Consider the following 23,918-nt stretch of genomic DNA (forward strand, 5'->3'; position numbering starts at 1 on the left):
CCGACGGCCGGGAAGGGGGCTGAACGGCCGGTCGGCGGTGATCCCACGGGTGATGAACGGACCACGTCCCCCCTTCGCGCGGTCTTCGGGCACGGCGCGGCGCGGTGTCGCATGGGGCCATCGGCCGACGACCGTAGTCCACCGAAATCCAGGCAAAAGGGGGGAATCCAATGAAGGCAGCGGTAGGAGACAAGCTGATCGTCGAGGGCACCAAGCACGGTGAGACCCGGCGGATCGGCGTGATCGTGGAATTGGTCCACGAGGACGGCTCCCCGCCCTACATGGTGCGCTGGGAGCACGCCGACCACGAGACCATGGTGTTTCCCGGCCCGGACGCGCACGTGATGGCCGGAGACCGGAAGGACACCCCGCTCACCACCTCGTGATCAGACGCACGAGCGCCGCCGCGGTCCTCTGACGGGACCGCGGCGGCGCTCACTGTCGCGTGGGACCACCACGGCCCCGCCCCGGACCGCCCCCGCCTCTCAGGGGCCACGCCCGGCCGAAAGGTCGGAAGGCCGCCCCTCCGCCCCTCCGCGCAAGACCGGGAGGCCGTCCCTCTCCGAGCCGCCTCCGCCTCAGCGGGGGGCCATGCCCGCCAGGAGGTGGTCAGCGATCTGTTCGGCGACGTCCTCGGTGACCATGTCCTCGCCGGGCTGCAGGCCCCGGGTGTACCACACCGCGGTGCCGATCAGCGCCGCGAGCGCGACGGGCACGTCGAGATCGGCTCTGAGGTCGCCGGACGCGATGCCCCGCTGGAGCAGAGAGGTCAGCGCCGCCCTGCGGGGCTCGATCGCCGCCTGACGGATCCGCGCCACCAGGCGCGGGTGACGCTCGACCTCGTTCATCGCGATGTTCATCACGCACCGCGACCGCGCGTCGCACGCCTCTCGCAGGAAGACCTCGACGCAGGCGACCAGGTCTCCGCGGAACGGCCTGCCCCCCAGCCTGGGCAGGGGGGCCTTCAGCGTGGCCATCGCGTCGACGAGCAGGTCTTCCTTGTTGGACCACCGCCGGTAGATGGTCGTCTTACCGACTCCCGCCCGGGCGGCGATCGCCTCGATCGAGAGGTCGCTGAGGCTGGTCGCCTCACCGACCAGGTCGAGGGTCGCGTCAATGATCGCCTTTTCGGCCCGTGCGCTGCGAGGACGGCCCGCCGGGCGGGCGGCCTGCGTCTCATCCGTGGTGGTCATCGTCTCTCTACACTACTGCCGGTTCCATGTCGGGACTGTGCTGCTCCACGGCGGGGGCCGGGGCGTTCTTGCCCGGCAGCCACCTGAGCACCACCAGGGCGCCGAGGAGAGCGAACGCCGCCGAGACCAGCGCCGTCACGTGCATGCCGTCGAGGAAGGCGTGCTTGGCGGGGGCGATCAGCGCGGCGCCGCGCGCGCCGAGCGCCTCGGCCACGCTGAACGTGCCGGTCAGGGACTCGCCCGCGATGTGCTGGAGCTGCTTGGGCAGCGCGGTCAGGGCGGGGGCGATCTCGTCGCGGTAGGTCGCCGACAGCAGCGAGCCGAGCAGGGCGACGCCCATGGCCCCCGCGACCTGGCGCACGGTGTTGCTCATGGCCGAGCCGACCCCTGCCTTCTCCCTGGGCAGCGACTCCATGATCGTGGTGGTCGCGGACGGCATGATGGTGGCCATCGCCGCTCCCTGCACGAAGAACACGATCTCGATCACCAGGATCGGGGTGTTCTGGTCCATCAGCGCGTAGGAGGCCAGCGCGGCGGCCACGACGACCATGCTCACGGTGGCGCTGACCTTGCCGCCGAAACGGCTGACCAGCTGCTGGCTGAGCGGGGCGAAGATGAGCTGCGCGGCGGCGAACGGGATCATCAGCACGCCCGACTCCAGCGGGGTGAAGCCCAGCACGATCTGCAGGTAGAAGATCAGGAAGAACATCGCCCCCATCATCGCGAAGAACACGATGCCGATCATGCCGATCGCGGTGGAGAAGCGGACGTTGGAGAAGTAGCGGACGTCGAAGGCCGGGTGGTCGATGCGGCGCTCGTACCAGACGAAGGCCGCGAGCACCACCAGTCCCCCGAGGAACGGGATCAGCACCTCGGCGCTGGCGACCGTGGCCAGCTCACCGCCCCTGATGATGCCGTAGGTGATCGCGACGAGGCCGACGATGGACAGGAGCACGCCGACCGGGTCGAGCTTGGACGGCCTGGGGTCTCGCGACTCGGGCACGACCAGCCCGATCAGCACCATGCTGACCAGCACGATCGGCAGGTTGACCAGGAAGACCGACCCCCACCAGAAGTGCTCGATGAGCAGGCCCCCGGTGATCGGGCCGATCGCCACGGCGAGGCCGACGCCGGCCGCCCAGACGCCGATCGCCTTGCCGCGCTCCTGCGGCGGGAAGACGTTGGAGATGATCGCGAGGGTGGCCGGCATGATCGCGGCACCGCCGACGCCCATGAACGCCCGCGCGACGATCAGCTGCGTGGGGTCCTGGGCATAGGCGCTGGCCAGCGAGGCGAGGCCGAACAGCCCCATGCCGATGAACAGCATGCGCTTGCGGCCGGTACGGTCACCGATCACCCCGAAGGTGAACAACAGACCGGCGAAGACGAGCGTGTAGGAGTTGATCGCCCATTCGAGCTGACTCTGGGTGGCGCCCAACCCCTCCCCCGGGTCGGCGATGGTCTTCAGTGCCACGTTGAGGATGGTGTTGTCCAGCACGACCGCCAGCAGGCTGAACACCAGCACTGCCAGGATCCGCCACCGTCTCGGGTGACCGGTTTGTTGTTCCATTGGGGGCCCCGTTTCGATACGCAAAAGTTTCGAAACAGTACCGTATCGCCCTGGCATACGATACGCAACCGTTACGTTTCGTATTTGACGGATATTTCCGGACAGTTCAGACGGAAACCACCATGGAACCGTCCCCCGCCGCACCGTTCCGCCGCCAGAACGGCAGCGCGATCAGCACCATCGCCACGCTGCCCGCCCCCACGGCCGCCAGGGTCCAGCCGGGACCATGGGAGTCGATGAGCGCTCCGGCGATGGGCGCCGAGGACGCTCCGCCGATCAGCAGGGCCGTGCCGTGCAGCCCCATCGCCTCACCGCGTGCCCCCGCGGGAACCCAACGGCTCAAGGTATCAACCGTGGCCGACAATCCCGGGGCGCACAGCACCCCGGCCGGGATGAGTGCCAGGATCAGCCACCGCCAGTCTCCGCCGACCAGCCCCACCGGGATGGTGAGCGCGCCCATCATGCCGATCAGCACCAGGGGCGAGAATCCGCGGGGCAGGCCGCCGTACACGAAGCCGCCGACCAGCGAGTAGGCGCACCAGATGCCGATCGCCAGGCCCGTCCACGCGGTGTCGCCCGCCTGCTTCATGGAAGCCACCAGCGACAGCTCCGTCGCGGTGAGCACGAAGGTCGCCGCGGTCACGGTGCCGAGCAGGGTGACCAGCCCGGGGGTCAGCCACTGGCGCCGCGACACCTTCTCCGCGGGCGCCTCAAGCTCCTCGGCCGAGCGCAGGGGCGGGTTCAGCACGAGCAGCGCCGTGCCCGAGCCGACGAGGCCGAGCGCGACGACGCACATCGTCCACGTACTGCCCAGCAGGGTGACGCCCGCCACCCCGAGGGCCGGGCCGGTCATGTAGGAGACCTCGACGAGCATCGAGTCGAGGGAGAAGCCCATCCTGCGCTGCTCGACCGGGACCAGCGCGGTCAGACACTGCCTGATCACGCTGAACACCGGCAGGCTGAGGAGTCCCGCCAGCACCGCGGCCAGGAGCAGCGCGGGGAACGGCAGCGCCCAGGCCGTCGTCCAGAACGCGAACTGCGCCAGAGTGGTCACCACGAGCACGGGCCGCAGACCGTGCTTGTCCACGAGCCGGCCCGCCAACGGCGCCCCGACGGCCATGCCCACCGTGCTCGCCATACCCGCCATGCCCGCCTGGGCGAACCCGAGGCCGAGACCGCCGACCACGTGAAGCGTCAGCGTGATCCCGGTCGCGGTCGCGGGGATCCGGGCGACCATTCCCACCAGCAACAACGACCGCACACCGGGGATGGACAGCAGACGACGGTAAGGCTCCATTGCCATTTTATTACTTACCTCCCTCCGTATTGTGTCGTATGGCACCGACACGGCCACCACCGGATTACCTGTGGTGGAAGGGGTGTTTAAACAAGCCGCAGGCGTGCAATCATCGGAACCGTCCGGGGACGTCACAGGGACGCCTCGAGACTTCTGCTGGAGGCTCCACATGTCCTCTTCCGTGTCCTCTTCCGTCACCGGCCCGCCGACCGCTCTCTACGGCGGCCAGGCCGGACGAAGGGTCACCGTCCGCGACATCGCCGCCGCCAAGGAGCGCGGCGAGAAGTGGCCGATGGTCACCGCGTACGACGCGATGACCGCGAGGGTCTTCGACGAGGCAGGCATCCCGGTGCTGCTCGTCGGCGACTCCGCCGCCATGGTCGTGTACGGCTACGACTCGACGCTGCCGGTCTCCGTGGACGACCTCATGCCTCTGACGGCGGCCGTCGTGCGCGGCTCCTCACGCGCGATGGTGGTCGCCGACCTGCCGTTCGGCTCCTACCAGGCCTCGCCCCAGCAGGCGCTGGAGACGGCCGCCCGCTTCATGAAGGAGGCGGGCGCGCACGCGATCAAGCTGGAGGGCGGCCGCCGGGTCCTCCCCCAGGTCGAGACCCTGGTCTCGGCGGGCATCCCCGTCATGGCCCACCTGGGCCTGACCCCCCAGTCGGTCAACGCCTTCGGCGGATACCGGGTGCAGGGTCGCGGCCAGTCGGGCGACGAGCTGATGGCGGACGCCAAGGACCTGGAGTACGCCGGGGCCTTCGCGGTGGTCCTGGAGTGCGTGCCCGCCGACCTCGCCGAGCGGGTCACGGCCTCGCTGTCCATCCCCACGGTGGGCATCGGCGCGGGCCCCTCGACCGACGCCCAGGTCCTCGTCTGGCAGGACCTGATGGGCCTGACCCCCAACCCCGCCAAGTTCGTCAAGAAGTACTCCGACCTCGCCGGGGAGATGGGCAGGGCGATCCGCGCCTACGCCGACGAGGTGACCAACGGCGCCTTCCCCACCGTCGAGCACAGCTACCGCTGAGCGGACCCGCCGGCCGGTACCGCCCAGCGGATCGGGACCGGCCGGCGGGGCTCGGAGCCGGGTTCGGCCGGGGCTCAGAAGGTGACCGTCCACCCCTCCCTGGCCGCCTGGGCCGCGGTGTAGGCGACACCGTGGACCTTGAGCCCGGCGGCGTCGAGCAGGGTGATCGTGCCCCCGCCGTTACCGAGGGCGAACGGGGCGGCGGTGGCGACCTGCAGGAGCGCCCCGGGGGCCAGCGGGCCGGCGGGCAGGGAGAAGGTGCTCTTGCCCCGGTCGGCGAGCCGCCATCCGGCGAGGTCGACCGGCCGCGGGGAGGCGTTGAGCAGGGTGACGACCTCGCGCTCCGGCGCGGGCCCCACCGGGTTGACGAGCGCGGCGACGACGCGGACCGGCTCCTCACCCGTGCCGGGCCTGGCCGGGGCGCCGTCCAGAGTGTGCCCCGTGATGTCGTCGGTGTGCCAGGCCTGGGACTGGAAGGCCAGGAAGATCGCGATCCAGCGCGGCTCGGCGGGGAAGTGCAGGAGCAGGCCACCGTCCTGCCACACGCCGTCGTCGCCCCGGAAACGCCCGGAGTTGCCCTGGTTCATATGGATGTCGTGGACGCCGTTGCCCGGCCGGAATCCGAAGATCTTGTCGGGGACGCCGGATTCCGGGCCCCAGCGCTCGCCGAAGGCGTAGACGACCGCGGTGGGGTCGGCGATCGCCCGCTGGACGTAGTGGTCGAGCCTGTCCGCCAGGTCGTTGTCGACGCCCGGCAGGTCGGGCGGGAGCGGGCGCACGGCCGCCGGGTCGAACAGGTTGCCCCGGACGTAGTCGAGGGCCGCGCCGCCGGGACGGGACGGCAGCGCCGCCCAGCCCGTGGCGGCCTGTGGGAGGGCCTCCGTGAGCGGGTGCCGGAAGTCCTCGTCCGCGAGTTGGAGCAGGTCGGAGGGGGCCTGCTGGGACATGACGTTGACCGCGACCCGGTAGGAGGTTCCCGCCGTGTCGACGAGGTGGATCTGGTAGTGCGGGCTGTCGGTTCCGCCCTCGCGCCGCCGGTCGACGGCTCTGCCCGCGAGGACCCCGTAGCTCTTCAGCGGCATCGATCTACCTTCCGCGGAGACCAATTTCCCGGACTGCACTCGCTTTCCGGGTACACAGTGACACCTCGCGAAAAGTCACGAAAGCGCCTGGGAGAAATCCGCCCAAAGATCCTCTATATGCTCGATGCCCACCGCGACCCGTATCGTGCCCTCGCCGATCCCGTGCCGGGCGAGTTCCTCGGCCGTCAGCGAGCGGTGGGAGGTGGTCGCCGGGTGCAGGACGAGCGTCTCGACGCCGCCCAGCGACGGGGCCAGCAGGGCGAGCCGTACCGAGCTCATGAACCTCTCGCCCGCCGCCCGGCCGCCGACGAGGTCGAAGGAGAAGACCCCGCCGAAGTCCGGCAGCAGTTTCTTGGCCAGCAGGTGCGAGGGGTGCGAGGGCAGGCCGGGCCAGTGCACGGCGGAGACCTCGGGGTGGTTGTCCAGGCGCAGGGCCAGTTCGCGGGTGTTGAAGCAGTGACGCTCCATGCGCAGCGGCAGGGTCTGGATGCCGCGCAGGGTGAGCCAGGCCGCGAACGGGTCGGCGGTGGCGCCCAGCTCGATCGCGAAGTGCCACACCTTGCGGTAGAGCGTGTCCGAGGCGAAGACCGCGATGCCGCCGAGCACGTCGGTGTGACCGCTCAGATACTTGGTGGTGGAGTGGACCACGATGTCGGCCCCGTGCTCCAGCGGACGGCACAGGATCGGCGAGGCGAAGGTGTTGTCCACCACGGAGACCAGCCCCGCCTCACGGGCCACGGCGCACATCCCGGGCAGGTCGGCGACCTGGGTGACCGGGTTCGCGATGGTCTCCAGGTAGACCAGCCTGCTCTGGGGGCGTACGGCCGCCCGCAGCGCCTCCGGGTCGTCCTCGGGGACGTAGGAGACCTCGATCTGGAACCGCTCGGCCAGGTCGTTGATCATCGCCGCGGTGCCGCCGTAGAGGGGCTTCTGCGCGATCATGTGGTCGCCGGGCTTGAGCAGGCCGAGCAGCACGGAGTTGATCGCCCCCATGCCGGAGGCGGTGGCGACCGCGCCCACGCCGCCCTCCAGCCCGGCGACGGCCTCCTCCAGGGAGCGGACGGTCGGGTTCGACAGCCTGCCGTACACGAAGGGGCCGTCGGGGCGTCCCATCCCGTCGGCGAAGACGGAGGGGTCGTCGAAGACGAAACCCGAGGTCTGGTAGATCGGCACCGCGATCGGGCGGCTGCCGTTCAGCGGGGGCCGGGGAAGGTGAACCGTTCGAGTCTCGGGGCGAAGTTCAGTCATGCGTCAAGAATGTCCGGTTCACCGAATCCTTGTCAGACCGGGCCGGACAAGTTTGGTCCATCAGGCGGAACGGTGAGGGGAAAGCCCCTCACGGGCGATGTCGTGAATTCCTCACTGTCCACGCGGGCGACGGGTCTTCATGCTCGAAGACATGACAGCGATTCTGGTGGACGGGCTCCACAAGAGCTACGGGGACTTCGCGGCCGTCAGGGGCGTCTCGTTCAAGGTCTCCCAGGGGGAGATCTTCGCCCTGCTCGGTCGCAACGGGGCGGGCAAGACCACGACGATGGAGGTGCTCGCGGGCTTCCAGGCCCCGGACGCGGGCACGGTACGCGTGCTCGGGCTCGACCCGGTCGAGGACCGGACCCGGGTGCGCCGGAGCGTCGGCGTCATGTTGCAGGAGGCGGGGTTCTTCCCCGACCTGACCGTGGCGCGGACCGTGGACGCCTGGCGGGACTTCGTCGCCGCTCCCAGGCCGCGCGACGAGGCGCTGGAGCTGACCGGGCTGCGGGAGCGGGCCGGAACCCGGGTGCGGCAGCTGTCGGGCGGGGAGAAGCGCCGCCTCGACCTGGCCCTGGCCATCCTGAGCAGGCCGGACGTGCTCTTCCTCGACGAGCCGACCACCGGGATGGATCCGGAGGGCCGCAGGAACACCTGGGAGATCATCCTGGGCCTGGCCGGGCAGGGCACCACGATCCTGCTCACCACGCACTACCTGGAGGAGGCCCAGCGGCTGGCCTCCAGCATGGCGATCATGGACCAGGGGGTGGTCGTCACGGGCGGCGGCATGGCCGAGACCCTGGCCGCCCAGACGGGCCGGATCGCCTTCGAGCTTCCCCCCTCGGTCACCCTCGGGGAGCTGCCGGTCCCCGGCGCCACCGTGGAGGGCGGCACCGTCGTGTACCGCGTCGCCGACCCCGACCTCGCCGCCCAGGCCCTGCTGAGCTGGGCCGGAGAGCGCGGTCTGCGCCTGCGCGGCCTGGAGGTCCGTACGGCGACGCTCGAAGACCTGTTCCTGGACCTCGCCTCCGGCGACGGAACCCGCAACGACCACAACGGCCACAACGGCCACAACGGCCACAAGGAGATGGTGTGACCGTGTCCACGCGCGACCTGGCGGTCGTGACCCGGTTCAACAGCGGCCTGTTCTGGCGGGACCGCGCCGCGTTGACCACGTCCGTCGCGCTGTTCCTCGGCCTGGGCATCGGGCTCCCGTTCATGATGGACCGGCTGGTGGCGTCGGTGCAGCCGGGGGTCGTGCTGGACACGCACCTGGGGGTGCTGGCGACGGTCCTCACCGTCGCGACGTTCCAGCAGATCGTGCTCACCCTCACCGCCCGCCGCGACCAGCTCCTGCTCAAGCGGATGCGGGCCACCGGGCTGGGCGACCGCGACATCCTCGGCGGCGAGATCCTCAACCTCGTCCTGCAGAGCACGGCGCTGACCGCCGTGGTCTCGGTGGCGCTGTACACGCTGACGGACCTTCCGGTGCCGGGGAACCCGCTGCTGTACGCGGTGTCCGTGGTGGCGTGCGCCGCCGTGATGTGCCTGCTCGGCGCGGCGTTCACCGCAGCCGTGCCGCGCAGCGAGCTCGCCGCCCCGATGGCCATGCCGTTCTTCCTCCTGACGGGGATCGGCGCGGGCGGTTTCGGCCCGCTCCTGCAGTTCCTGCCCGGGTGGGTGACCGCGATCCTCGGCCTGCTGCCCGGCAGCGCCCTGGTGGAGGCGGCCCGCGTGGCCTACACGGGGAACGGCGGCCTGGCCGGTGACCTGCGGGCGGTGGCCGTACCGGCGCTGAAGCTGGCGGTCTGGGCGGCGGTCGGCCTGTTCGCGACCGTGCGCTGGTTCCGCTGGGAAAGCCGGAAATCCTAGATTTCCCGACATGTCGTATGTTCCCTGATATGCGGATAACCCCCCAGCGCCTGGCCGTCGGCGTGATCGCGGTGATCTCCGTGGGCTTCATGATCTTTCCGGTGTTCGCCCTCGCCCGGTACGGCGGCCCGCCCGGGATCGCCGTGCTCGCCGTCGGGCTCCCCGGCTTCTTCGTCCCCCACTTCCTGAACGTCCGCGCCGCCCTGCGCGGCGCGGAGCCCGGCGGCCCGAGCGTCCTGCTCGCGGTCCAGGCCCTCGCCACCTACCTGCCCCTCGTGATCCTGCCGGACGACCTCAAAGGCTGGTGGGCGGGCGTGCCGACCATCCTGCTCGGCTCGGTGCTCCTGCGCCTGCGGCCGCCGCTGGCCCTGGGCTGCCTGGTCCCGATGGCGGTGGCCGACTTCGCCTTCATCTGGTCGGCCTCATCCGCGGAGTACCGGCTGGGGGGCGCTTTCTACCACGTCATCACGCTCTTCGTCACCGGTTTCGTGATCTACGGGGTGGCCCGGCTGGTCGTCGTCAGCCGCGAGCTGGCGCAGGCCCGGACGGAGCTGGCCGAGGCGGCGGTGCTGCGGGAGCGGCTGCGGATCTCCCGCGACCTGCACGACGGCCTGGGCAGCAACCTGACCGCCATCGCGCTCAAGGGCGACCTCGCGCGCAGGCTCGTCGAGGGCGACCCCGGCGCGGCGAAGACGGAGCTGTCGGAGCTGATCGAGGTGGCCAGGGACGCGGCGCAGGAGGTGCGGCAGGTGGCCAGGGGCTACCGGGAGATGTCGCTGGCCGAGGAGGTGCACCGGGCGGTCGCGCTGCTGGAGGCCTCGGGGGTGAGCTGCCAGACCAACCTCGCCGACCTCACGGTGCCCCGCCCCGTCGACGAGGCGCTCGCCTGGGCGGTGCGCGAGGGGATCACCAACGTGGTACGGCACAGCCAGGCGACGACCTGCTCGATCAGCACCTCGGTGCGCGAGGGCACCGTACGGCTGGAGCTGGTCAACGACCGCGCCCGCAGGAGCGCGGCGGACGGCAACGGGCTGACCGGCCTGCGGGAGCGGACGGTCGGCCTGGGGGGCACGATCAGCGCGGAGCGGACCGACGGCGGCGGTTTCCGGCTCGCGGTCGAGGTGCCCGCGTGATCAAAGTACTGCTCGCCGAGGACATGCACATGATCAGGGCCGCGCTCGTCGCGCTGCTGCGGCTGGAGCCCGACATCGACGTGGTCGCCGAGGTCACCCGGGGCGACGAGATCCTCGCCGCGGCGCTGCGGACCCGCCCCGACGTCGCGGTACTGGACATCGAGCTGCCCGGCGTCGACGGCATCACCGCCTCCGTCGAGCTGCGCGAGCGCCTGCCCGGCTGCCGCGTGCTGGTGCTCACCGCGATGGGCCAGCCGGGCCAGGTGCGCAGGGCGCTGGGGGAGGGCATCGAGGCGTTCCTGGTCAAGGACGCCCCCGGCGACCGCCTGGCCGACGCGATCCGGCGCACCGCCCAGGGCCTGCGGGTGCTGGATCCGGAGCTGGTCGCCGCCGCCATCGAGCACGGCAGGAGCCCGCTGACCCCCCGCGAGGCCACCGTGCTCAGGGAGGCCGCGCGGGGTGCCCCGGCGGAGGAGATCGCCGCGCGGCTGCACCTGTCGCCCGGGACGGTCCGCAACTATCTGACCGGGGCGATCACCAAGACCGGTGCCCGCAACAAGATCGACGCCATCCGGATCGCGCAGGACGCGGGCTGGATCTGACGCCGGGACCGTACCTCAGATGTCGGTGACGCGGAAGCCGGCGTGGGCCTTGTAGCGGCGGTTGACGGAGATGAGGTTGGCGGTCAGCGCCTCGACCTGGTGGGCGTTGCGCAGGCGGCCGCCGTACACGCCGCGGACGCCCGCGATCCGGCCGGCCAGCGCCTGCACGGTGTCGGTGGCCTCGCGGTCGTCACCCAGGACGAGCACGTCCAGGTCGACCTTGTCGACCTCGGGGTCCAGCAGCAGGACGGCGGAGACGTGGTGGAAGGCGGCGACGACCCGGCTGTCGGGCAGGACCGCCGCGGCCTGCTGGGCGGCGCTGCCCTCCTCGACGGGCAGCGCGTAGGCGCCCTGCTTGTCGAAGCCCAGCGGGTTGACGCAGTCGATGACGATCTTCCCGGCCAGCTCGGTCCGCAGCGACTCCAGGGTGGCCCTGTGACCGTCCCACGGGATCGCGACGATCACCACGTCGGCCTCCGCCGCCACGGTCGCGTTGTCCGCGCCGCGGACCGTCCCGCCGATGCTCGCCGCCGCCTCCTGCGCGCGCTCGGCGCTGCGCGAACCGATCAGCACCGGGTTTCCGGCGAGGGCGAACCTCCGGGCCAGGCCCTTGCCCTGGTCACCGGTACCGCCCAGGATGCCGATCGAGATTCCACTTACGTCCGGAATGTCAGTGCTCACTGATCGCTCCCTGTCATCGTCTGCCGTTCATGGCCGGACTCGATCGGCCCGTTGTACCTGTCCAGATGATGCCAGGGGCGCGTTCGGCGGGTCATCTCGGGGTGACCGGGGGCACCATGGAGGGCATGGACGCTCGGTCGGTGGCAATTCTGCGCGAGATCCTGGCCTCGACCGGCTGGATCGAGCGCACCCGTGAGTTCGGCCTCGCCCTGCGCGCGACCCGGTCGCCCGGAGGACTGCTGGTCGTCGGCACCCCGCAGGAAGAGCCCTGGCATCTGACCGCGCATCTGAGCGACGAGGCCCGGCTCACCGGGCTGCCCCAGCTCGCCCCGACGCTGGTCCGCTGGGCCCCCGCCCCCGACGCGCCCGCGCACCTGCGCGTCGGCCTGGAGCGGATCGAGCAGGCCAGGCGGGGCGAGACGCTGTTCGTCGTGACCGAGGAGCAGGCCCCCGTTCCCCTGCTGGAGCGGGTCGGCGACGCCCGGCGTGTCGGGGCGACCGTCCTGGCGCTGGACGGCGGCGATCCCGAGCTCGAGGGCCTGGCCCACGACGCGCTGGCGATCCCCCGGCTCGGGCCGCTTTCCTTCGACGGCGCCCAGCATCTGATCAGCCTGGCCGCGGGCGAGACCGACCGGCGCCCCGGCCTGCGCGACCGCCTGGCCAGGCTGCTGGACCGGGTCAGCGGCCCGCGGGTCCCCGACTGAGCGACCGCCCCCGCCCGCCCCGCCCCGCCCGTCACCGGGCGCTCCCCCGGGCGGTCCCGCCGTCAGCGGATCTCGCGGCGCTCCCCGAGCGGCGCCGCGAGACCCGCCGCCGCCTCCCTGAGCGCGGCGACGACCACGGCCTGCACCGGGCCCGGCTCTCCCGACCGGGTACGGCTGACGCGGGTCACCGCGGTGAGACTGCGGGCTCCCACGTTGGGGATGTCGGTGACGACCACCTCACCGGCGCCGATCTCCAGCAGGGCCAGCGCCGGCACGATCGCCATCCCGTGCCCCGCCGCCACCAGGGCGAGAGTGGGCGGAAACTCCTCGATCACGTGGACCCGGCGCGGAGCGAAGCCGTGCAGGGCGGCCAGCCGCTCCAGCGCGTGCCCGCAGGGCTGGTCGGGCGGCCCGGCGATCCAGGGCACCCGGCCCAGGTCCGCGCCGTCGCGCGGGACGTTCGCCCAGCCGGGGGGCGCCACGATGCGGTACTCGTCCACGTGGAGGGGATGGAAGACGATCGAGGGCTGCGCGGGGACGGGTTTGTCCGCGTCCTGCTCGGTGATGGCCAGATCGACCCCGCCGAGCCTGAGCTCGTGGAGCGCGGACGGTCCGTACAGCTCGCGGACGCTCGGCTCGATCCGGGGGTGGCGCTCGGCCAGCGTCGCCAGCGCGGGCAGCACCAGGTGCCGGATGGCCGTGGGGAAGGCGGCGATCGAGACCGGCCCGGCCAGCCGCTCGGTGAAGCGGGTCAGCTCCCTCTTGGCCTCGGTGAGCTCCTCGTCGATCCGCTCGGCGTACCCCGCGAGCACCCGGCCCTCGGGGGTGAGGGCGACCCGGCGCTGGGACCGGTCGATGAGCGCGAGGCCGACCTCCCGCTCCAGCTGGGCGAGCTGCTGGGAGACCGCCGAGGCGGTCAGGTGAAGGGCCTCGGCCGCACGCATGACACCGCCGCGGCGCGCGACCTCGTGAAGCACCAGCAGCCGCCGGGGGTCGATTTCCATACAGCTCAGCTTACGCACCTCTTTAGAAGACTTTATTTGCACTTCATCGAGGCTGGTCGGGATCATAGAGACATGAGCATCTCCCGGACCGGGGCGTGATCCGGTGTCCCTCTTCGTCGACCTGCTCGGCTGGGGCGGCGCCGGGATCATGCTGTACGGCTACGCCATGGTCTCCACCTCCCGGATGGCGGGGGACGGCATGCCATACCAGAGCATCAACCTTGTCGGGGCGATCGCCCTGATGATCAATACGGCCTTTCACTCCGCCTGGCCCTCGGCGATCCTCAACGTCGTCTGGGGCGTGATCGGTCTCATCGCCGTCACGAGATTGATCGTGGCCCGGAACAGAAGGAAAAGGGTGAACGTCCCGTGACCCGGCTGATCGAACTGAGCCACCGCATCGTCGAGGGAATGCGTACCTACCCCGGCGTCCCCGGCCCCCGGCTCGGAGTGCACCTGAGCCGGGAGGCCTCACGTGAGCTCTACGCGCCCGGCACCGAGTTCCACATCGGCAGCATCGAGCTGGTCGCCAACACCGGCACCTACCTCGACACCCCCTACCACCGCTACCCGGACGGCCCCGACCTGTCCGAGATGCCACTGGAGGCGGTCACCGACCTGCCCGGCCTGGTCGTGCGGGCCGAGGGAGCGCGCTCCGTGGGACCGGACAGGTTCGCCGGACACGACGTGCGCGGGCGGGCCGTGCTCGTCCAGACCGGCTGGGACCGGCACTTCGGCACCGACGCCTACCTCCACGGCCACCCCTACCTCGAACCGGCGGCGGCCGAGTGGCTCGTGGAGCGGGGGGCGGCCCTCGTCGGGATCGACTCGCTGAACATCGACGACATCCCGCCGCACGGCGAGCGCCCCGCGCACACGCTGCTCCTCGGCGCGGGGATCCCGATCGTGGAGCACATGACCGGCCTGGCGGCGCTCCCCGAGACCGGGTTCCGCCTCCACGCCGCTCCCCTGATGGTCAAGGGCATGGGCACCTTCCCGGTCCGCGCCTACGCGGTCCTGGACGGCTGATCCGCGACGCCGCCGGCCTCAGTCGTCGTTCCAGGCCCTGTCCTCCTCGCGCCAGGCCTCGTTGCGCTCGGCCGCGGTCTTCAGCGCGTTGGCCGCGGCCTCCTGGGTCTCGTAGGGGCCCATCCGGTCCTTGTTCGGGCAGCCCTCTTCCGGCTCGACCCGCATGTGCTTCAGGCAGAACCACCATTGATCGCTCATGCGATCAATCCTGCCCAGTGAGAAGCACAACTAGACTGGGGGACCATGACGACAGTGCTCCAGCCCGGGCGGATCTCGCCCATTCGCAAGGTTCCCGCCCACATCGAGCGGCCGGAGTACGTCGGGAAGAAATCCCCGAAGACCGGGGAGCCCGACGTCAAGACGCCCGAGATCATCGAGCGCATGCGGGTCGCGGGCAAGCTCGCCGCCCAGGCGCTGGAGGAGGTCGGCAGGCACGTGGCGCCCGGCGTCACGACCGACGAGCTCGACCGGATCGGCCACGAGTTCCTCTGCGACCACGGGGCCTACCCCAGCACGCTGGGCTACCGGGGCTATCCCAAGTCGCTGTGCACCTCGATCAACGAGGTGATCTGCCACGGCATCCCGGACGACACCGTGCTGCGTGACGGCGACATCGTCAACGTGGACATCACCGCCTTCATCGGCGGGGTGCACGGGGACACCGACGCCACCTTCCTGGTCGGCGACGTGGACGAGGAGTCACGCCTGCTGGTCGAGCGCACCCGCGAGGCGACCAACCGGGCCATCAAGGCGATCGCGCCGGGCCGCCAGCTCAACGTGGCCGGCCGCGTCATCGAGGCCTACGCCAAGCGGTTCGGTTACGGCGTGGTCCGCGACTTCACCGGTCACGGCATCGGCACCACGTTCCACTCCGGCCTCATCGTCCCGCACTACGACGACCCGTCGCTGGCGGTCACGCTGGAGCCCGGCATGACGTTCACCATCGAGCCCATGCTGACGCTCGGCACGATCGAATACGACATCTGGCCCGACGGCTGGACCGCGGTGACCAAGGACCGCAGGCGGACCGCCCAGTTCGAGCACACGATCCTGGTCACCGAGACCGGCCACGAGATCCTGACGCTTCCCTGACGGACCCGCTAGCCGTTGCGGGGCACCACCCCGGTGACGGTGGTCCCCTCGCCGGGGACGCCGTTGACGCTGAGCGTGCCGCCGACCTCGGTGAAGTGGGTGCGCATGACGGTGACGCCCCGGCCCGTGACCGGGCCGGCGAAGCCGATCCCGTTGTCGCTGACCGTCATGCGCAGGCCGGCGGACCCCAGGGTGACGGCGACGGAGACCACGCGCGCCCGGCTGTGCCGTTCGACGTTGGACAGCGCCTCCCCCAGGGTGGCCAGGACCGCCCTGGCGATCCGGACGGGCACGTCACGGCCGGGCAGCGCCCAGATCTCGACGGTGATCCCGGTGCTCTCGGCCCACTCGGCCAGATGCTCCTCAAGGGCTTGGGCAAGGCTCAGACCCGCACGCATGTCCAGTTCTTTGGTCACTGCTCACCCCTCCTGCCACGATGGCAGTCACCGGCCCCCCGACCGAACACGTGACCTGTACGTGATTGGGCGTGGCGCGCGATGGCGACCAGGCGCTGCGCCCGCTGCGGTGATGCCGACCCCCTGTCTTACAGGTTACCGGGAGGTGGCCGGAACGACGCTGGAAGATAGGAGGGCGTGGCGGTCGCGCTACTCGGCCCTGCTGGACGCGGCTGATAATGCGCTGATCGCGCGCTCGCGCCGTACCGGCGACCAAAAAGGGCATAAAACAGCGCGAAAGAGCGCAAAAAAGCACGAGGACAGCGCACGAGGAGAGAGCGAGGGCGGCACCGGTACCGCGGGCCGCCCCGCTTCCGTCACTCGGCGAGGTCTCGCTGGTTGAGCCTGGTCAGATAGTCGTTGTAGGCGTCGAGCTGCTCGTCGCCGGTGCCGCCGGTGCGGGCCGCGACGGCGTCGGCCCTGCGGTCGGCCCTGCGGGCCTTGCGGTCGTCGTCACGCCACCACTGGAAGGCCAGCGCGATCAGCACGATCAGCGTCGGGATCTCGCCGAAGCCCCAGGCGATGGCGCCGCCGGTCTGCTGGTCGGAGATCGCGGAGGCACCCCAGGTACGGCCCAGCTGGTCGTACCACTCGGCGGCGAGCACCGTCCCCATGCTCATCAGCGCGATGCCGAAGAACGCGTGGAACGGCATCGTGACGAACAGGAGGATCAGCCGGGCCACGTGCGGCAGCTTGTGCGGCGCCGGGTCCACCCCGATGATCACCCAGAAGAACAGGCAGCCGCTGAGCAGGAAGTGCACGGTCATGGCGATGTGACCGAGGTGCTCCTCCATCGCGGAGGTGAACAGCGGGGTGAAGTACAGGGCATAGGTGGAGACCACGAAGATCGCGGTGGCGATCCCCGGATGGGTGATGAACCGGACGTACCTGCTGTGCAGGATCGTGGTCAGCCACTCGCGCGGGCCCCGGTCGCCGCGGCGGGCGGCCGGCTTGAGCGCGCGCAGCGCCAGGGTGACGGGCGCGCCGAGCACCAGGAAGATCGGGACCAGCATGGACAGCGTCATGTGCTCGGCCATGTGCGCGCTGAACAGCACCTTGGCGTAGCGGGCCACGCCGCTCTGGGTGGCGAGGACCAGCACCAGCAGGCCGGTGAACCACGCGACCGTGCGGCCCACGGGCCAGGAGTCGCCGCGGCGGCCCAGCCGTACGACCCCGGCGAGGTAGAACCCGCCGAGCAGCGCGATCAGCGTGCCGGAGAACAGGTCGAACCACCACAGCGAGGCCAGGTTCGCCAGGGAGATCTCCGGCGGCATGGCATAGCCGAGCAGGTCGAAGACCGGGTCGCGCAGGGGCGTGGGGGGCGGTGCGGTACGGCCGAGCGCGACGGCCAGGCCGACGGTCGCGAACATCACGAGCAGCTCGACCGAGGCGAACCGGATGAACACCCTCGGCACCCCGGCGGCGAGCTGGGGCAACGTCCGCTTCCTGTGCCACCAGCCGAGGACGCCGAGCACCGCGAACGCCGCGGTCTTGGCCAGGATCAGCAGACCGTAGGCGGAGGTGAACAGCTCGCCGAGCGAGCTGAGCCGCGCCACGACGCTGAGCATGCCGGACACTCCGACGGCGACGAAGCACCACAGCGCCATCGAGGAGAAGCGGGCCGCGGCGACCTCCAGGGAGGGCTGCCCGCGCAGCGCGTGGACGCAGAGCGCGGCCAGGCCGCCGACCCACAGGGCCAGGACGAGCAGGTGCACGGCGACGCCGGTGGTGGCGAGGTCGTGGTTGGGCGAGGAGGAGGAGTGGCCGGTCAGCGCGGGGGGCAGCAGCGTGACCAGGGCGAGCGCCAGCAGCCCGCCACTCGCGCCGACCGTGATGGCCCCGCGGGCGAACAGCGCGATCGCCACCGTGAACAGCACCACGAGGGTGAGCGCGATGCCCTGGGAGACCTGGCTGGCGTAGCTGGTGAGCTCGTTGCCGCCGAGCACGTCGAGGAAGGGCAGGCCGAGGGCGTCGGAGAGGCTGAAGACCATCGTCGCGGCCGCGGCGACGGCCCAGGCGAGCGCGAGCCACGAGGCGGCCTTGACGTAGGCGAGCGCGGGCCTGCCCAGCAGGCCCTTGTCACTGGGCAGGAAGACGGTGGCGGCCAGCAGCGCGCCCACGGTGAGCACACCCGTCGCGTTCATCGCCAGCTTCGCCAGGGGCAGGCCCCAGCGGGTGAAGTCGCCCTCGTCCGGCAGTCCCGGGATGACGCGCGCGCTCGTGGCGCCTCCGGCGATCATGGCGATCACCAGGGCCACGACCGCCGCGGCGGCGGCCGCGAGCACGACCCGCACCGCCCCGCCGGTCCCCTCGGGCCCGATCCGCCTGGCCTCCTGCCCGGCCCGCGCCGGGCGTCCCTGCGCGCTCACGGCCGCTTCTTGTTTCGCAGGCTGAAGAACAGCCCGATGCCGACACCGGTCAGGCCACCGATGACGAGCCACGCCCAGCCGGGAACACCGCCGGACGACTCCGGCTCACCGGAGGTCCGGGCTGCGGGAGACGGGCTGAGCGAGGCGGCCGCCGTCGCGGGAGGCGTCGGCTCCGCCGCGGGGGCCGCGCTCTGCGACGGGGACGCCGAGGCGGTCTCCGAGGGCGTGGGCTTGGCCGCTCCGGTCAGGGTGAAGGGGATCTCCCCCTCGATCGGGTGGCCGTCGGAGGAGGCCACCCGGTAGGCGATGACGTATTCGCCCGGCGGAAGATCGCCCTTGAGCCTCTGGGTCACCACCGGGCCGTCGACGACCGGCTTACCGTCCTGGTAGGCGGTGCCGTCCGAGGTGTGCACGACGACGGCCGGGAAACTGACCGTGGCGGTGAAGGTCAGCTTCACCTTGTCGAGGCTCTCGACCTTGGCCCCCTTGGCGGGGTCGCTGCTTTTCAGCGAGTCATGGGCCAGCGCGGGCGCGGCGAAGGCCGTGCCGAGGACGAGAGCGGCGAGAAGCGCGAGAACTGCCGCGACAGGGGAAGTCTTCATGGCACCGTCCAGGCTACCCAGGCCGTCACGCGGTCCCTACCTCCCTGTCCCCGTCACGCCCGCGAACACGCCCGGCGCGCTTGGACCAATGTGCCCGATGTTGAGATATCGTGCCCGATCCCGCGGGGGATCTCATCTCCCTACGTGCTCACTCCCCGATCTCTCCGTGTTCACTCGCGGCTCACCCGCGGGACGCCCGTCCCGGCTCCGTTCCCGTCCCCGGTCCCCGCCCCCGTCCGCGGGGCACCCGTGCCCGCCGCCCCACGCGCGGGGGCCACGCGGTCCGTTCCGGATCCCGCGTGGCCCCCGCGTGCGCCGATGTCCTCGCGCGGCGTCCTACAACCCCACGCAGGCCAGTGCGCGCTTGTAGGCGTCCACGCTGCGGCCGGGCTCATCGATACGTTCCAGAACCCGCGCGGCCGTGAGCCACGCGTGGGCGGTGTAGCGGGTCGCCGGCAGCTGCTCCAGCGCCTCGGCCGCCGCCTCCAGCTCGTGCAGGGCCCGCTCCTGGCCGTGCAGCTCGGCGGCGGTCTGGCCGTGCAGCAGACGCGCCTCCATCTGCAGCGGCCTGGGCATCCCGTCGAGCATGTCGCAGACGGCCTTGACGTGCTCCCCGGCCCGCTGGGGGTTGGCGAGCAGCAGCTCGGCGCGGGCGAGGTTCATCGCGCAGCGCATCTTGTCCATCGGGTTGGAGGAGCTCTCCGACAGCTCCTTCTCGACCTTCGTCAGCAGCTCGCGCCAGACGCCCGCCTGCATGGGCCGGACGTTCAGCATGACCTGGGCGTAGTCGTTGCGGAGGCGGGCCAGTCTGCGGGGGTCGCCGTACTCGGACTGGATGGCCAGGGCCCGCTCGACGTGCCCGACCGCCTCGTCTCCGCGGCCGCTCTCGACCGCGACGATGGCCGCGCCCCAGTGCGCCAGCGTGAGGGCCTGCGGGGTGCCCAGAACCTCTGCCGCCGCGAGCACCTCGGCGGAGAACTGGCGGGCCCGCAGCAGGTCGCCGCGCTCGACGTAGGCGGCCAGCAGCTGGCCGCCCAGCCTCATCAGGCCGTCGGTCCAGGCCGGGCGCACCGCTCCGCCGAGGATCTGCTCGACGACGTTCACCGCCTGGGCCAGGTCTCCCTGCTCGCGGTAGCAGCGCGACAGCGCGACGGCGACGGCGACGTGGCGTTCGGGGGCGACGGTGACGGGGTCGTTCTGGCGCAGGCCGTTCAGCAGGGCGATCGCGCCCTCCAGGTCGCCGCAGGCCTCGGTCGCCAGGGCCAGGCCGTACTCGGCGTCCTGCTTGAGCTGGGGCAGGCCGGCCAGTCCGCTGTCGGCGAGAAGCTCGGCGTAGCGGGTGCGCGCCTCGCTGACCTCGCCGTTCTCCATGGCGAGCCAGGCGTAGCCGAGGCCGAGCTCGATCTCCTGCATCTGCTCGGCGGTCACACCGTTGATCAGATAGGTGAGGGAGCAGTCGAGCTTCTCGGCCAGTAGCTCAAGGACGGCGGGCGTGGGAGTACGCTTGCCACTCTCGATGAGAGACACATAACTGTCGGATAGTTCCGGATGGGCGAGTTGCGCCTGGGAAAGACCACGCTGACGACGGACGGTCTTGATGCGTTGCCCCACCAAGTCTTGACCAGCCACGTTACCCCTTGAAAGATATCGTTCGAGCAGCAGAACCCACGACAGGAGCCTCCCCCGTGCGCCGACGCCTCGCTTTGTCTGCCCTCGCCGTCCTATTTACGGCCACATTTGCAGCCACGAGCAATGCTACGACCGCCAGTGCTGATTCGTCTGCCCCCTCACAGAGCACCAGTCAGTATTCTTTGCAGCTGAACATCCAGAACAGGACCGGTTGGGGCTACCCCGACTAGTGGACCGGTCAGTCCGCCTGTAAAGCGAGAAACAGGTCGACACGGTCCGCCGTCGTGGAGAGATCCCGCCCGGTTGGTTCCTCCACCCGGCGGATACGGTAGCGGACCGTGTTGACGTGCACATGCAGGCGTTCCAAGCCCACGCGGTCGAGGAACACCCCGAGTGTCCGCACCGGCTCCGACCGGTGCCACCGGTCGTAGGCGAGCGGCGGATCGAGGATCCGCGCCGCGGACGACCGCCGCACGTCGTCCGGGAAGGCCGCCGGCAGACGCCGGGCATGACCGGCCTCCTCCGGACCGCCCCGGATCACCGCGGATCATCGCGGAGCCGCTCAGCGCGGCCCTCACCCCGATCGAGACCCGAATTCCGGGCAGGCCCGCCGCCGGCGCCCGCGCACCCGCTCACAGCGTCTCTGCAAGCTCACCCGCCGCCCCGTCCAGGGGCACCGGCGCCACCGCCCCGCCCTCGGCGACCGCTCCCCCGCCCGTCTCCGCCGCCGATCCCGGGCCGGATCCGGCCCTCGTCCCCGTGGCCGCACCCGCCAAACCTGTCCCTTCCGCGCCCATCTCGGCGATCACCGCAATGGTCCGGGGGCGCGGCGACTCCTCCGGGATCCGGCCGCCGAACGCCGCCGGATCCGGCCCCCGGCCCCCGCCCGGCCGCCGGACGGTCACACTCACCGCGGAGTGCCGCCAAAGGCCCGATCCCGACTTTCGCCGCGTTCCCCATTTCCTGCTCCGACCTGGGCTGATGTACTGCTGTGGTGAGCGGTGTCGAGATCCGTCGGGAGCAGCGGGCGCCGGGGACGGGCGTCGGCGGGAGCGCGCCGCGTCCCGACGGGACGCTGAAGGTGACGGGCGAGTTCGCCTACTCCTCCGACCTGTACCTTTCGGACATGATCTGGGGGGTGACGCTGCGCAGCCCGCATCCGTCGGCCTGGATCCGCTCGGTCGACATCGGGCCCGCGCTGGCGATGCCGGGCGTGCTGGCGGTGCTCACCCACGAGGACGTGCCGGGTGAGAGGTTCTACGGTCTCGAGCGCAGGGACCAGCCGGTACTGGCCGTCGACCAGGTCCGCTACCAGGGGGAGCCGGTGGCGCTGGTCGCCGCCGACCATCCCGAGTCCGCCAGGCGGGCCGCCGCGGCGATCGTGGTGGACTACGAGGTGCGCGAGGCGGTCGTCGACCCGCGCAGGGCGGCCTTCGACCCCTCGTGCCCGGCCGTCCACCCCGGCGGCAACGTGGTCCGGCACCAGCCGGTCCGGGTCGGCTCCGACTTCGAGGCCCCCGTGGTCGTCACGGGCGAGTACGAGGTCGGCATGCAGGACCAGGCCTTCCTCGGTCCCGAGTCCGGCCTGGCCGTACCCGCCGAGGACGGCGGGGTCGACCTGTTCGTCGCCACCCAGTGGCTGCACGTCGACCGCGACCAGATCGCGCCGTGCCTGGGCCTGGCGCCCGAGCGGGTACGGCTGACGCTGGCCGGGGTCGGCGGCGCCTTCGGCGCGCGGGAGGACCTGTCCATGCAGATCCACGCCTGCATGCTGGCGCTGCGCACCGGCCGTCCCGTGAAGATCGTCTACAACCGCGAGGAGTCGTTCTTCGGCCACGTGCACCGGCATCCGGCCCGGATGCGTTACGAGCACGGCGCCACCGCCGACGGCAGGCTGCTCTACGTCAGGGCGGAGATCCTGCTCGACGGCGGCGCCTACTGCTCCTCCTCCCCCGCGGTGGTCGGCAACGCCGCCTCGCTCGGGGTCGGGCCGTACGAGGTGGCCAACGTCCATCTCGACGCCTACGGCGTCTACACCAACAACCCGCCCTGCGGCGCCATGCGCGGTTTCGGGGCGGTACAGGCCTGTTACGCCTACGAGTCGCAGATGGACCGGCTCGCCGAGGCGTGCGGCATCTCCCCGGTCGAGGTCCGCGTCCGCAACGCGGTCTCCCAGGGCTCCAGGCTGGCCACCGGGCAGGTCGTCGACTCCCCCGCGCCGCTGGCCGGCATGCTCCGCGAGCTGGCCGCGTGGCCGCTGCCCGGCGCCCCGGAGGCGGGGCCGCCGAACATGCCGGGCGGCGTCTCCCAGGCCACCAGGGGCGAGGGCGTACGGCGCGGCGTCGGCTACGGCGTCGGGATCAAGAACATCTGTTTCTCCGAGGGCTTCGACGACCACTCGACCGCCAGGGTGCGGGTCGAGCTGCTCGGCGGCGAGCCGCACGTCCTGGTGCACACGGCGGCGGCCGAGGTGGGCCAGGGGCTGGTGACGATCCAGGAGCAGATCGCCAGGACCGAGCTGGGCATCGACCGGGTGACGGTCGCGCAGGCGGACACTGCGGTCGGCTCGGCGGGGTCCTCGTCGGCCTCCCGTCAGTCCTACGTCACCGGCGGCGCGGTCAAGGCGGCCTGCGAGGCCGTGCGGGAACGGCTGGAGACGCTCAGGAGCGGCGGGCTCTCCCTGGTGGAAGCGCTGGAGTCGGCGGGAGCGGTCGAGGAGACCAGGAGGTACCGGCACCGGCCGACCTTCCCGATGGACCCGGTCACCGGGCAGGGCGACTCGCACACGCAGCTCGCGTTGTGCGTGCACCGCGCCGTGGTCGACGTGGACGTGGAGCTGGGCCTGGTCAAGGTGGTCGAGCTGGCCGCCGTACAGGACGTGGGCAGGGCGCTGAACCCGGTGGCCCTGGAGGGGCAGATCCACGGCGGCTCCGCGCAGGGGCTGGGGCTGGCGCTGATGGAGGAGATCCAGGTCTCCGGCGGGCGGGTGCTCAACCCGTCCTTCACCGACTACCTGATCCCCACCATCCTCGACATGCCGCCCGTGCGCGTGTCGATCCTGGAGAACCCCGATCCGCACGCCCCCTACGGGCTGCGCGGCGCGGGCGAGCCCCCCACGCTGTCCTCGACCCCGGCGGTGGCGGCGGCCGTACGGGCCGCCACCGGCCTGCCGCTGTGCCGCGTGCCCATCCGGCCCCACGACATCGCCCTGCCCTGACCTTGTCCTCTACCTCTGCCCCTACCCCGTTCCGGCCCTGGCCCTGGCCCTGCCCCGCTTCGGCCCTGGCCCGGCCCTGGTCCGGCCCTCGATACCGCCCGCGACACCGCCC

Annotated in this window: 24 protein-coding genes; 11 read left to right on the forward strand and 13 right to left on the reverse strand. The window is 71.5% G+C overall.

What is annotated here, in order from left to right:
- The first annotated feature begins 170 nt into the window (after window positions 1–170).
- Window positions 171–386 carry a DUF1918 domain-containing protein gene (locus tag AB0N02_RS22770; protein ID WP_363949816.1) on the forward strand — a complete coding sequence of 72 codons (216 nt, stop codon included), beginning with the start codon at window positions 171–173 and terminating at the stop codon, window positions 384–386.
- Between the two features lie 192 nt (window positions 387–578).
- Here AB0N02_RS22770 and AB0N02_RS22775 read toward each other — a convergent pair whose 3' ends face one another.
- The 3 genes from AB0N02_RS22775 to AB0N02_RS22785 all read right to left on the reverse strand — a co-directional run bounded on the left by AB0N02_RS22775 (window position 579) and on the right by AB0N02_RS22785 (window position 4,066).
- Window positions 579–1,193 (reverse strand): TetR/AcrR family transcriptional regulator, encoded by a 615-nt coding sequence (locus AB0N02_RS22775; RefSeq protein ID WP_363949818.1) that lies wholly within the window; start codon window positions 1,191–1,193, stop codon window positions 579–581.
- A 7-nt stretch (window positions 1,194–1,200) separates the two neighbouring features.
- Window positions 1,201–2,763, reverse strand: coding sequence for an MFS transporter (locus AB0N02_RS22780; protein WP_363949821.1), 1,563 nt, complete (start codon window positions 2,761–2,763; stop codon window positions 1,201–1,203).
- 106 nt (window positions 2,764–2,869) lie between these two features.
- Window positions 2,870–4,066 carry an MFS transporter gene (locus AB0N02_RS22785; protein WP_363949824.1) on the reverse strand — a complete coding sequence of 399 codons (1,197 nt, stop codon included), beginning with the start codon at window positions 4,064–4,066 and terminating at the stop codon, window positions 2,870–2,872.
- A 163-nt stretch (window positions 4,067–4,229) separates the two neighbouring features.
- Here AB0N02_RS22785 and panB point away from each other — a divergent pair, with 163 nt between their 5' ends.
- Window positions 4,230–5,087 carry a 3-methyl-2-oxobutanoate hydroxymethyltransferase gene (gene panB / locus AB0N02_RS22790; RefSeq protein WP_363949827.1) on the forward strand — a complete coding sequence of 286 codons (858 nt, stop codon included), beginning with the start codon at window positions 4,230–4,232 and terminating at the stop codon, window positions 5,085–5,087.
- 74 nt (window positions 5,088–5,161) lie between these two features.
- Here the strand turns inward: panB and AB0N02_RS22795 are convergent, their stop codons facing one another.
- Window positions 5,162–6,169, reverse strand: a complete 1,008-nt coding sequence (locus tag AB0N02_RS22795) for a DUF2278 family protein (RefSeq protein ID WP_363949830.1) — start codon at window positions 6,167–6,169, stop codon at window positions 5,162–5,164.
- Between the two features lie 75 nt (window positions 6,170–6,244).
- Entirely contained in the window at window positions 6,245–7,417 is a 1,173-nt protein-coding gene (locus AB0N02_RS22800) for an aminotransferase class I/II-fold pyridoxal phosphate-dependent enzyme (protein ID WP_363949832.1), read from the reverse strand.
- Between the two features lie 151 nt (window positions 7,418–7,568).
- On the opposite strand from AB0N02_RS22800, the gene AB0N02_RS22805 reads away from it, so the two are divergent.
- Genes AB0N02_RS22805 through AB0N02_RS22820 form a run of 4 tightly spaced genes read left to right on the forward strand, consistent with a single transcriptional unit; the run spans window position 7,569 to window position 11,024 of the window.
- Window positions 7,569–8,513: an ABC transporter ATP-binding protein gene (locus AB0N02_RS22805; protein ID WP_363949834.1), complete on the forward strand. Its 945-nt coding sequence runs from the start codon at window positions 7,569–7,571 to the stop codon at window positions 8,511–8,513.
- Window positions 8,510–9,289, forward strand: a complete 780-nt coding sequence (locus AB0N02_RS22810; RefSeq protein WP_363949837.1) for an ABC transporter permease — start codon at window positions 8,510–8,512, stop codon at window positions 9,287–9,289. Before AB0N02_RS22805 ends, AB0N02_RS22810 begins: the two co-directional genes overlap by 4 nt.
- 29 nt (window positions 9,290–9,318) lie before the next feature.
- Window positions 9,319–10,422, forward strand: a complete 1,104-nt coding sequence (locus AB0N02_RS22815) for a histidine kinase (protein ID WP_363949840.1) — start codon at window positions 9,319–9,321, stop codon at window positions 10,420–10,422.
- A complete protein-coding gene (locus tag AB0N02_RS22820; RefSeq protein WP_363949843.1) occupies window positions 10,419–11,024 on the forward strand; it encodes a response regulator transcription factor in 606 nt (201 codons plus the stop codon). Before AB0N02_RS22815 ends, AB0N02_RS22820 begins: the two co-directional genes overlap by 4 nt.
- A 15-nt stretch (window positions 11,025–11,039) precedes the next feature.
- Here the strand turns inward: AB0N02_RS22820 and npdG are convergent, their stop codons facing one another.
- Window positions 11,040–11,705, reverse strand: coding sequence for an NADPH-dependent F420 reductase (gene npdG / locus AB0N02_RS22825; RefSeq protein ID WP_363949846.1), 666 nt, complete (start codon window positions 11,703–11,705; stop codon window positions 11,040–11,042).
- 125 nt (window positions 11,706–11,830) lie between these two features.
- On the opposite strand from npdG, the gene AB0N02_RS22830 reads away from it, so the two are divergent.
- Window positions 11,831–12,409, forward strand: coding sequence for a hypothetical protein (locus AB0N02_RS22830; protein WP_363949848.1), 579 nt, complete (start codon window positions 11,831–11,833; stop codon window positions 12,407–12,409).
- A gap of 62 nt (window positions 12,410–12,471) precedes the next feature.
- Here AB0N02_RS22830 and AB0N02_RS22835 read toward each other — a convergent pair whose 3' ends face one another.
- A complete protein-coding gene (locus AB0N02_RS22835; protein ID WP_363949851.1) occupies window positions 12,472–13,413 on the reverse strand; it encodes a LysR substrate-binding domain-containing protein in 942 nt (313 codons plus the stop codon).
- A 103-nt stretch (window positions 13,414–13,516) separates the two neighbouring features.
- Between AB0N02_RS22835 and AB0N02_RS22840 the strand changes: the two genes are divergently transcribed.
- Together AB0N02_RS22840 and AB0N02_RS22845 are read left to right on the forward strand one after the other, a co-directional pair.
- Window positions 13,517–13,786, forward strand: a complete 270-nt coding sequence (locus tag AB0N02_RS22840; protein ID WP_363949853.1) for a hypothetical protein — start codon at window positions 13,517–13,519, stop codon at window positions 13,784–13,786.
- Window positions 13,783–14,442: a cyclase family protein gene (locus AB0N02_RS22845; RefSeq protein ID WP_363949856.1), complete on the forward strand. Its 660-nt coding sequence runs from the start codon at window positions 13,783–13,785 to the stop codon at window positions 14,440–14,442. The genes AB0N02_RS22840 and AB0N02_RS22845 overlap by 4 nt, the downstream gene beginning before the upstream one ends.
- Before the next feature lie 18 nt (window positions 14,443–14,460).
- Here the strand turns inward: AB0N02_RS22845 and AB0N02_RS22850 are convergent, their stop codons facing one another.
- Window positions 14,461–14,640: a hypothetical protein gene (locus AB0N02_RS22850; RefSeq protein ID WP_363949859.1), complete on the reverse strand. Its 180-nt coding sequence runs from the start codon at window positions 14,638–14,640 to the stop codon at window positions 14,461–14,463.
- A 45-nt stretch (window positions 14,641–14,685) separates the two neighbouring features.
- Here AB0N02_RS22850 and map point away from each other — a divergent pair, with 45 nt between their 5' ends.
- Complete coding sequence (gene map / locus AB0N02_RS22855; RefSeq protein WP_363949861.1) at window positions 14,686–15,534, forward strand: type I methionyl aminopeptidase; 849 nt, start codon at window positions 14,686–14,688, stop codon at window positions 15,532–15,534.
- An 8-nt stretch (window positions 15,535–15,542) separates the two neighbouring features.
- On the opposite strand, the gene AB0N02_RS22860 is transcribed toward map, so the two are convergent.
- The 5 genes from AB0N02_RS22860 to AB0N02_RS22880 all read right to left on the reverse strand — a co-directional run bounded on the left by AB0N02_RS22860 (window position 15,543) and on the right by AB0N02_RS22880 (window position 21,130).
- The gene (locus AB0N02_RS22860) at window positions 15,543–15,950 is read right to left on the reverse strand and encodes an ATP-binding protein (RefSeq protein ID WP_363949864.1); all 408 of its coding nucleotides are present in this window, start codon (window positions 15,948–15,950) and stop codon (window positions 15,543–15,545) included.
- Window positions 15,951–16,306: 356 nt separating this feature from the next.
- Complete coding sequence (locus AB0N02_RS22865; protein ID WP_363950207.1) at window positions 16,307–18,283, reverse strand: cytochrome c oxidase assembly protein; 1,977 nt, start codon at window positions 18,281–18,283, stop codon at window positions 16,307–16,309.
- 71 nt (window positions 18,284–18,354) lie between these two features.
- Window positions 18,355–18,960 carry a copper resistance CopC family protein gene (locus AB0N02_RS22870; RefSeq protein ID WP_363949867.1) on the reverse strand — a complete coding sequence of 202 codons (606 nt, stop codon included), beginning with the start codon at window positions 18,958–18,960 and terminating at the stop codon, window positions 18,355–18,357.
- A gap of 336 nt (window positions 18,961–19,296) precedes the next feature.
- A complete protein-coding gene (locus tag AB0N02_RS22875) occupies window positions 19,297–20,589 on the reverse strand; it encodes a helix-turn-helix transcriptional regulator (protein ID WP_363949870.1) in 1,293 nt (430 codons plus the stop codon).
- 238 nt (window positions 20,590–20,827) lie between these two features.
- On the reverse strand, window positions 20,828–21,130 hold the full coding sequence (locus AB0N02_RS22880) for a helix-turn-helix domain-containing protein (RefSeq protein WP_363949873.1): 303 nt from the start codon (window positions 21,128–21,130) through the stop codon (window positions 20,828–20,830).
- Window positions 21,131–21,580: 450 nt separating this feature from the next.
- Between AB0N02_RS22880 and AB0N02_RS22885 the strand changes: the two genes are divergently transcribed.
- On the forward strand, window positions 21,581–23,806 hold the full coding sequence (locus AB0N02_RS22885) for a molybdopterin cofactor-binding domain-containing protein (protein ID WP_363949876.1): 2,226 nt from the start codon (window positions 21,581–21,583) through the stop codon (window positions 23,804–23,806).
- Window positions 23,807–23,918: the final 112 nt, after the last annotated feature.

Source organism: Streptosporangium sp. NPDC051022, from assembly GCF_040683035.1.
Taxonomy (GTDB): Bacteria; Actinomycetota; Actinomycetes; order Streptosporangiales; family Streptosporangiaceae; genus Streptosporangium.